The organism is uncultured Brachyspira sp. (genome assembly GCF_944393015.1).
GTDB lineage: Bacteria > Spirochaetota > Brachyspiria > Brachyspirales > Brachyspiraceae > Brachyspira.
The window spans coordinates 20,651-29,544 of sequence record NZ_CALXYQ010000034.1; the positions used below are offsets into that span (position 1 = coordinate 20,651).

General features: G+C 30.5%; 8 protein-coding genes. All 8 read left to right on the forward strand.

Annotated features, from left to right (window positions below; genetic code table 11):
* Positions 1-11 precede the first annotated feature (11 nt).
* The 8 genes from Q0K19_RS10990 (at position 12) to Q0K19_RS11025 (ending at position 8,681) form a co-directional block, all read left to right on the forward strand.
* A complete protein-coding gene (locus tag Q0K19_RS10990) occupies positions 12-830 on the forward strand; it encodes a nucleoside phosphorylase (protein WP_297247877.1) in 819 nt (272 codons plus the stop codon).
* 18 nt (positions 831-848) lie between these two features.
* A complete protein-coding gene (locus Q0K19_RS10995) occupies positions 849-1,634 on the forward strand; it encodes a nucleoside phosphorylase (protein WP_297247879.1) in 786 nt (261 codons plus the stop codon).
* A gap of 46 nt (positions 1,635-1,680) precedes the next feature.
* A complete protein-coding gene (locus Q0K19_RS11000; protein WP_297247881.1) occupies positions 1,681-2,763 on the forward strand; it encodes a BMP family ABC transporter substrate-binding protein in 1,083 nt (360 codons plus the stop codon).
* 42 nt (positions 2,764-2,805) lie between these two features.
* The gene (locus Q0K19_RS11005) at positions 2,806-3,879 is read left to right on the forward strand and encodes a BMP family ABC transporter substrate-binding protein (protein ID WP_297247882.1); all 1,074 of its coding nucleotides are present in this window, start codon (positions 2,806-2,808) and stop codon (positions 3,877-3,879) included.
* 13 nt (positions 3,880-3,892) lie between these two features.
* Entirely contained in the window at positions 3,893-4,969 is a 1,077-nt protein-coding gene (locus tag Q0K19_RS11010) for a BMP family ABC transporter substrate-binding protein (protein ID WP_297247885.1), read from the forward strand.
* Between the two features lie 67 nt (positions 4,970-5,036).
* A complete protein-coding gene (locus tag Q0K19_RS11015) occupies positions 5,037-6,113 on the forward strand; it encodes a BMP family ABC transporter substrate-binding protein (RefSeq protein ID WP_297247886.1) in 1,077 nt (358 codons plus the stop codon).
* 156 nt (positions 6,114-6,269) lie between these two features.
* The gene (locus Q0K19_RS11020) at positions 6,270-7,799 is read left to right on the forward strand and encodes an ABC transporter ATP-binding protein (RefSeq protein ID WP_297247888.1); all 1,530 of its coding nucleotides are present in this window, start codon (positions 6,270-6,272) and stop codon (positions 7,797-7,799) included.
* Between the two features lie 36 nt (positions 7,800-7,835).
* Positions 7,836-8,681 (forward strand): Rpn family recombination-promoting nuclease/putative transposase, encoded by an 846-nt coding sequence (locus tag Q0K19_RS11025; RefSeq protein ID WP_297247890.1) that lies wholly within the window; start codon positions 7,836-7,838, stop codon positions 8,679-8,681.
* Positions 8,682-8,894 lie beyond the last annotated feature (213 nt).

The following is an 8,894-nucleotide window of genomic DNA, read 5'->3' on the forward strand; positions in this document are numbered from 1 at the left end:
GATAATCATCTATGGAATATAATGAACCTAAAGCATTCTATGATGAAGAGGCATTTAAAAATAATCTTCTTCAATACCATATAAAATTAAAAAAAGGCGATGTAGCAAGATATGTGCTTCTTCCGGGGGATCCTAAAAGAGTGGGATATATTGCAAAATTTTTGGATAATCCTGAATTAAAAGCCGATTACAGAGAATATGTTACTGTAACAGGTAAATATAAAGGAGTAGATGTTTCTGTAACTTCAACAGGTATAGGAGGACCTTCAGCTTCAATAGCTATGGAAGAACTTATTAAAGTAGGTGCCGATACATTTATAAGAGTTGGAACTGCAGGCGGACTTAGTCTTAAAGTAAAGCCTAATGATTTGGCAATAGCTCAGGCTGCAATAAAAGATGAAGGCACTACAAAAGAATATATACCTCTTGAATATCCTGCTATTGCAAATACTGATGTTATGCTTGCATTAAGAGATGCCGCTAAAAAAATAAATGCTAATTATCATATAGGCGTTGTTCATAGTAAAGACTGTTTCTATGGAGAATTAGAACCTCAGAATTCTTTTTTCAGAGAAAAGTTTGAAAATAATCTTAAATATTATACCTTATGCGGTGCCATAGCTTCAGAGATGGAATGTGCCGCTCTTTTTGCCTGTGCCTCTTTAAGAAAGGTAAGAGCCGGCGGAATAATGCATATAGTAGAAAATACTATGGTTGAAAGAATGGGTACTCATTTAGAATACAGCGATAATATAGAAAATATGATATTAACAGCATTAGAAGCTATTATTTTATTAAATGAGAAAGACAAAAAAGCTGAAAAGAAGTAATTAAAGAGGTAATCAAATATGTTTCCAAAAGCCTATTATCAAGAAAATGAAAATCTAGTTCATCATTTGAAATTAAAGAAAGGTGATGTCGGAAGATATGTTATTATGCCGGGAGATCCTAAAAGATGCGTGAAAATTGCTAAAAGATTTGATGATGCCAAATTAATAGCTGATTATAGAGAATATGCAACTTATACAGGATATATAAACGGAGTTAAAGTTTCAACTACTTCTCATGGTATAGGAGGCCCTTCAACTGCTATAGCTTTGGAAGAACTTATCAAAGTTGGAGCTGATACATTTATAAGAGTTGGTACTTGCGGAGGTATGAATATTGATGTATTGCCTGGCGATGTTGTTATAGTTAATGGTGCTATAAAAGGCGGCGGTACAATGGATAATTATATACCTAAAGAGTTTCCATGCGTGCCTAATATAGATGTGCTTGAGGCTATGATTGAAGGAGCTAATAAAGTAAAAACGAGAACTCATGTCGGTGTGGTACAATGCAAAGATGCTTTTTATGCTCAGCATGCACCTGAAAGTATGGCAGTAGACAAAGAATTATTATATAAATGGGATAGTTATATCAAAGCTGGCTGTTTGGCTTCTGAAATGGAATCTGCTACATTATTTGCAGTAGGTGCTGCTAAGAATGTAAGAACCGGAGCGGCTATGCTTGTTTTACATAATCAGGAGAGAGTGAAAAATAATATTAATGACCCAAAAGATTATACTGGGGAAGAAGCAATAGATTTGATAATAGAATCAATTAAAATTTTGATAGAAAAAGATAAAAAATAATAACAATATAAAAACAATAATAAAAAAATAATTTTAGGATGTAATTATGATTAAAAAAATTGTGTTATGTGTTTTATTTATCATTTCTTTATTTGTGTTATCATGCGGTCAAAAAGCAGATAAAGATACAAATACTTCTGAAATAGCTGTACTTATAGATTTAGGGCCTATAGATGATAAATCTTTTAATCAGGGTTCTTGGGAAGGAGTAAAAGATTATGCTGAAAATTACGGTATAACATACAAATATTACAGAGTTCCTGACAAAGATATAGATTCTTATATGAACACTATAGACCTTGCAGCTAGATGCGGTGCTAAACTTATAGTAACTCCTGGATATATGTTTGAACCTGCTATTTATAAGGCGCAGGATATATATACAAATATACATTTTATATTGATAGACGGAGAACCTCAGGACGGAACTTATACTGATTATAAAACATCATCTAATACTGTAGCCATTCTTTATTCAGAAGAAGAAGCAGGATTCTTAGCAGGATACTCTATAGTAAAAGAAGGATATACTAATTTAGGATTTATGGGAGGTGTTGCACACCCTGCAGTTGTAAGATTCGGATACGGATTTGTACAAGGGGCTGATTATGCTGCTGTTGAATTAAAATTACCTAAAAATTCTGTAAATATAAAATATACTTATGTAGGTAATTATGACCCTACTCCGGAAAATCAAACTTTGGCTACTTCTTGGTATAGAAACGGAGTGCAGGTAATATTTTCTGCTGCAGGTGCTGCTGGAAATTCTGTTATGAGTGCTGCTGAAAATAATAATGGATTAGTTATAGGTGTAGATGTTGATCAAAGTTTTGAATCTCCTACTGTTATTACTTCTGCTATAAAATTGATAAGAGAATCTGTTTACAATGCTGTTGCCTCTTATTATAATGGTAATTTCAGCGGAGGAAAAACTACTGTATTAGGTGCTCAGGTTAAAGGTATAGGGCTTCCTATGGCTACTTCTAAATTTAAAGTTTTCACACAAGATGATTATAATATAATATATGATTCTCTTGTAACAAAAACTATCAAAGTATTAAAAGATACTGATGCTGAAAGTGTTGATAAATTACCTTTAAATTTAGTAAAAATTGATTATATAAAATGATTATATCATAAAAATATTGGCAGTAATGGGTGAATTATAAATATGAATAAATTTCTTACTTTTTTTATTATGATTGTTTTTTTGTATGCTGTTTCCTGCAGTGATATAGATGGTGAGGAATCATCTGGTTATGAGATAGCAGTTATTGTAAGAAATATAGATGATAAATCATTTAATCAAAGTACTTGGGAAGGCGTAAAGGATTATGCTGAACATTACGGCATAAGCTATAAATATTATAGAGTTCCTGATAAAAATGTACAAGCAACATTAAATGCGATAGATATAGCTGTTCGTATGGGGGCAAAATTAATAATAACACCGGGACATATATTTGAAACGGCTATTTATAAAGCACAGGATATATATACTAATACACATTTTATTTTGATAGATGGAGAGCATCAAGACGGAACTTATACAGATTATAAGACAGCAAAAAATACTATTGCTATTCTTTATGCCGAAGAGGAAGCAGGATTTTTAGCAGGATATTCTATAGTAAAAGAAGGATATACCAATTTAGGAGTTCTAGGCGATATGGCACTTCCTCCTGTTATAAGATTTGGATACGGTTTTGTACAAGGGGCAGAATTTGCAGCCGATGAATTAAAAATGCCTAAAGGAAGTATAAATATAAAATACACTTATGTTGGAAACTATGATAATTCTCCGGAAAATCAAGCTTTAGCTGCATCTTGGTATAAAAGCGGAACACAAGTAATATTTGCTCCGGCAGGAGGCGCTGCTTATTCTGTTATAAATGCTGCTGAAAATAACAGAGGTTTAGTTGTGGGCATTGATGTGGATCAAAGTTTTGAATCTCCTACTGTTATTACTTCTTCTATGAAATTAATAAGAGAATCCGTTTATAATGCTGTTGCTGCTTATTATAACGGTAACTTCAATGGAGGAAAAACTTTTATATTGGATGCAAGAGTTAAAGGAATAGGACTTCCTATGAATACTTTAAAATTTAAAGTTTTTAAAGAATATGATTATAATATCATATATAACTCCCTTGTGAAAAAAAAGATTAAGGTATTAAAAGACACCGATGCAGAAAGTGTTGAGAAATTACCTTTAAATTTAGTAAAAATTGATTATATAAATTAATTAGGAGGTTCGTATGAAAAAAATTTTGAGCTTTATAATAATTATTGCAGCTTTTATATTAATGATTTCATGCTCTAAAACTGAAGAAAAAGAGGGAGAATTTGATATAGCATTAATAACTGAAGGTGAAATAGATGATAAGTCATACAATCAAGGAGCTTGGGAAGGATTGGTTAGATATGCTGAAAATTCAGGAAAATCATACAAATATTATCAGGCAGCTGAAAAGAGTACAGAAGCGTATATTGATGCTATAGACTCCGCAGTTAACGAAGGTGTAAAATTGATAATAACTCCTAATTTTTTATTTGAAACAGCAGTATACAAATCTCAGGATAAACACCCTGACGTAAATTTTATAATTATAGACGGTGTTCCCCAAGACGGAACTTATACTGATTTCAGAATAGAAGACAATGTTCATGCAGTGCTTTATGCTGAAGAGCAGGCTGGATTTTTGGCAGGATATTCAATAGTAAAAGAAGGTTATACTAATTTAGGCGTTATAGGCGGTATGCCTGTTCCTCCTGTTATAAGATTCGGATATGGATTTGTACAAGGAGCTAATTATGCAGCTAAAGAATTAAATATGCCTATAAGAAGCATAAAAATAAATTATACTTATGTAGGTAATTTTTATGATACTCTACAAAATGAAGAGCTTGCCTCTTCTTGGTATCAAGACGGTGTACAAGTAATATTTGCTCCTGCAGGCGGGGCTGTTAAATCTGTTATAAGTGCAGCTGAACAAAATAATGGATTAGTTATAGGTGTTGATGTTGATCAAAGTTTTGACTCTCCTACTATTATTACTTCTGCAATAAAAAGAATAAGAAATTCTGTTTACAATGCCGTTGATTCCTTTTATAATGGTACTTTTAAGGGAGGAGAAATCGCTGTATTAGATGCTAATGTTAATGGTATAGGGCTGCCTATAAAAACTTCTCAATTTAAAAACTTTACTGAAAATGATTACAATGCAATATATAAAGAACTTTCAGACGGCAATATACAAGTATTAAAAGATAGAAGTGTTAAAACAGTAGAAGAGTTGCCTGTAGATATAGTAGAGATTAATTATATAAAATAATCATTAATTAATATGGCTTTAATAATTTTTAGCAAATAAATATATTAAAAATAGGAGACATCAAATTATGAAAAAAATTCTTGTTTTAATCATTGCTGTAATGAGCTTCATTCTAGTAGTTTCATGCGGCGGCGGAAAAAAATCTGGAGGATATGAACTAGCATTAATAACAGATGTTGGTACTATAGATGACAGATCTTTCAATCAGGGCTCTTGGGAAGGATTAACAAAGTATGCACAAGAGAAAGGAATATCTCATAAATATTATCAGCCTGCTCAAAAAACTACTGATGCTTATGTTGATGCTATAGACTTAGCAGTATCAGCAGGTGCTAAATTGGTAGTAACTCCTGGATTCTTATTCGAGCCTGCAGTATATAGAGCTCAAGATACTCATCCAAATGTAAGTTTTGTACTTTTGGACGGAACTCCTCAAGACGGAACTTATACTGACTTTAGAATAGAAACTAATGTTTATTCTGTACTTTATGCTGAGGAACAAGCTGGATTTTTAGCAGGATATGCTATAGTAAAAGAAGGCTACACTAATTTAGGTGTTATGGCTGGTATGGCTGTTCCTGCTGTTATAAGATTCGGATACGGATTTGTACAAGGTGCTAATTATGCAGCTAAAGAATTGAATATGCCTACAGGAAGCATAAAAATTAACTATACTTATATAGGTAATTTCAATGCTACTCCTGAAAACCAGACTTTAGCTACTTCTTGGTATCAAAGCGGAGTACAAGTAATATTTGCTCCTGCAGGCGGTGCCGGAAACTCTGTTATGAGTGCTGCTGAACAAAATAACGGTTTGGTTATAGGTGTTGATATAGATCAAAGTGCTGAATCTCCTACTGTTATTACTTCTGCTATGAAAATGCTTGGAGAATCTGTTTATAATGCTATAGATGATTTCTATAACAATAAATTCCCTGGCGGAAAATCTGTTATACTTGATGCTAAAGTTAATGGTATAGGACTTCCTATGGCTACTTCTAAATTCCAAAAATTCACTCAAAATGATTATGATATGATATATCAAAAACTTAATAATGGAAACGTAAAAGTTCTTACTGATAAAGATGCTAAAGATGTTAATCAATTACCTTTAGATATAGTTAAAGTTAATTTGATACAATAAAAGTATTAATTATCAAAATATATTTAAAAGAGATACTGGATATAAATCTGGTATCTCTATTTTTTTTATAAATATTTGACAATTTAAAATCATTTAACTATATTTTATATATAAATGTTTTTAAATTATTATATAAAAATGATGATAGGAAATATAATGGAAAATTCAGAATATGTAGTTGAAATGCTTAATATAACCAAACGTTTTAAGGGGATAGTGGCAAATGATAATATCACTATACAATTAAAACGAGGGGAAATACATGCTTTGCTTGGTGAAAATGGAGCAGGAAAATCAACTTTAATGAGTGTTCTTTTCGGGCTTTATAAACAGGAAGAGGGTATCATTAAAGTTAATGGCAAAGAAGTAAATATTGATAATCCTAATACTGCTAATGCTTTGGGCATTGGTATGGTGCATCAGCATTTCAAATTGGTTCATAATTTCACTGCTTTAGAAAATATCATGCTTGGTGTAGAAACAGTTAAAAACGGAATACTTCAAGTTGATGATGCCAGAAAGAAAGTAATGGAATTAAGCAAAACTTACGGTCTTGAAATTTATCCTGATTCTTTGATAAGCGATTTAACTGTAGGTATGCAGCAGAGAGTAGAAATTTTAAAAATGCTTTATAAAGATAATAATATACTTATTTTCGATGAGCCTACTGCTGTACTTACTCCTAGTGAAATAGAAGAGCTTATGAAAATTATGAAATCCTTAACTAAAGAAGGAAAATCTATTCTTTTCATCACTCATAAATTAAATGAAATTAAAGAAGTTGCTGACCGATGTTCTGTACTTCGTAAAGGTAAATATATAGGTACTATTGATGTAAAAAGCACTACAAAAGAAGAGATGTCTGAAATGATGGTTGGAAGAAAGGTATCTTTAGTAGTAGAAAAGACAGAGGCTAAACCTAAAGATATAATACTATCAGTGAAAAACCTCAATGTAAAATCTCCTAATAGTGAAAAAAATATTGTTAAAAATGTTTCTTTCGATGTTCGTGCCGGAGAGATAGTATGTATTGCTGGTATTGATGGAAACGGACAAAGCGAGCTTATATATGCACTTACAGGTTTAATTGAGATGTCAAGCGGAAGCATTCATTTAAATGGCAAAGACATTACTAACCTATCTATAAGAAATAAAACTCTAAGCGGAATAGGACATATTCCGGAAGACAGACATAAACATGGACTTGTACTTGATTATACTCTTGGAGAAAATACAATACTTCAAACTTATTTCACAGAAAGATTTCAAAATAAAGGCTTCTTAAAATTTAAAGAAATAGAAAATTACGCTAATGAACTTATAAAAAGATTTGATATAAGAAGTGCGGAGGGTGCTAAAACTATAGCTAGAAGTATGTCAGGAGGTAATCAGCAAAAGGCTATCATAGCAAGAGAAATAGACAGAAATCCGGATTTACTTATAGCGGTTCAGCCTACAAGAGGTTTAGATGTTGGGGCTATAGAATATATACATAAAGAATTAATAAGACAGCGTGATAATGGTAAAGCTGTTTTACTTGTTTCTTTAGAGCTTGATGAGGTTATGAATTTAAGCGACAGAATACTTGTTATATATGAAGGTGAAATAGTAGCTAATGTTAATAATAAAGATTTAACTATTAATGAACTTGGCCTTTATATGGCAGGCTCTAAAAGAAGTGCATAAAGTTAATGAAGATATGATATCTTATATAATTGAATTATGAGAAGTAATAAAGATTTTAATGTTTTGAATGATTATTTCATGCGGTATATGTTTGCTGCAAAAGGACATGAACATATTTTAAAAAATCTAATAAATTCTGTGAGAATAGATGCTAATCAAGAACCTTTTGAAAGTATTGAAGTATTAAATTCTTTTAATTTAAAAGAAAATATAAATGATAAAGAATCTATAGCAGATGTAAAGGGAAAAACAAAATCTGGCGAAACTATTTTAATAGAAATACAGAGAATAGGTAATCAATCTTTTATATATAGAAGTCTATATTATTGGGCTAAAAATTATTCTACAAATTTAAAATCTAAAAATATATATTCTGATTTGACACCTGTTATAAGTATTAATATTTTAGATTTTAATTTGATAAAAGATATAGATAAGGCTCATAGTTGTTATTTTATAAAAGAATTAGAAACTAATCATATATTAACCAATCATTTAGAAATTCATTTTTTAGAATTGAAAAAATTTAAAAATGATAATAGTTTATATGAAGAGTTATCAGATTGGTTTAATTTTTTAAGTTCAAGAGATAAATTGGAGGATATAATGAAAGTTCTAGTGAAAAAAAATCCCATAATGAAAGAAGTATATGATGAATATTATAAATTTGTTAATAGTAATGATTTATATAATGGATATAGCGATTATGAAAGGGATTATTTTAATATTTTAATGCTTAATGAAGAGCGTATAAAGGGTATTGAAGAAGGTAAAAAAGAACAGCAAATATCTATAGCTAGAAATTTAAAAAAATCAGGAATAGATATAAAAATAATTAGTGAGAATACAGGTTTGAGCATAGAAGAAATAAAAAAATTATGAGCCTATTTTAAGTTTACTTAAAATAGCCTAAAAGCAAATAATTTTTTTATAGATAAAATAAGAAATAAAAAATTTGCGAGTGCCTGACATTCGATAGAATGGCAGGGCCTATTAACGAACAAATTTTTTATAAAGGATAGAAGAAATAAAAAAATTATGAGCCTATTTTAAGTTTACTTAAAATAGCCTAAAAGCAAATAATTTTTTTATAGA

Bases quoted from the DNA above. Each gene is read 5' to 3' on its own strand.
- Q0K19_RS10990 (WP_297247877.1), top strand. From the start codon at position 12: ATGGAATATAATGAACCTAAAGCATTCTATGATGAAGAGGCATTTAAA.
- Q0K19_RS11020 (WP_297247888.1), top strand. From the start codon at position 6,270: ATGGAAAATTCAGAATATGTAGTTGAAATGCTTAATATAACCAAACGT.
- Q0K19_RS11025 (WP_297247890.1), top strand. From the start codon at position 7,836: ATGAGAAGTAATAAAGATTTTAATGTTTTGAATGATTATTTCATGCGG.
- Q0K19_RS11010 (WP_297247885.1), top strand. From the start codon at position 3,893: ATGAAAAAAATTTTGAGCTTTATAATAATTATTGCAGCTTTTATATTA.
- Q0K19_RS11005 (WP_297247882.1), top strand. From the start codon at position 2,806: ATGAATAAATTTCTTACTTTTTTTATTATGATTGTTTTTTTGTATGCT.
- Q0K19_RS10995 (WP_297247879.1), top strand. From the start codon at position 849: ATGTTTCCAAAAGCCTATTATCAAGAAAATGAAAATCTAGTTCATCAT.
- Q0K19_RS11015 (WP_297247886.1), top strand. From the start codon at position 5,037: ATGAAAAAAATTCTTGTTTTAATCATTGCTGTAATGAGCTTCATTCTA.
- Q0K19_RS11000 (WP_297247881.1), top strand. From the start codon at position 1,681: ATGATTAAAAAAATTGTGTTATGTGTTTTATTTATCATTTCTTTATTT.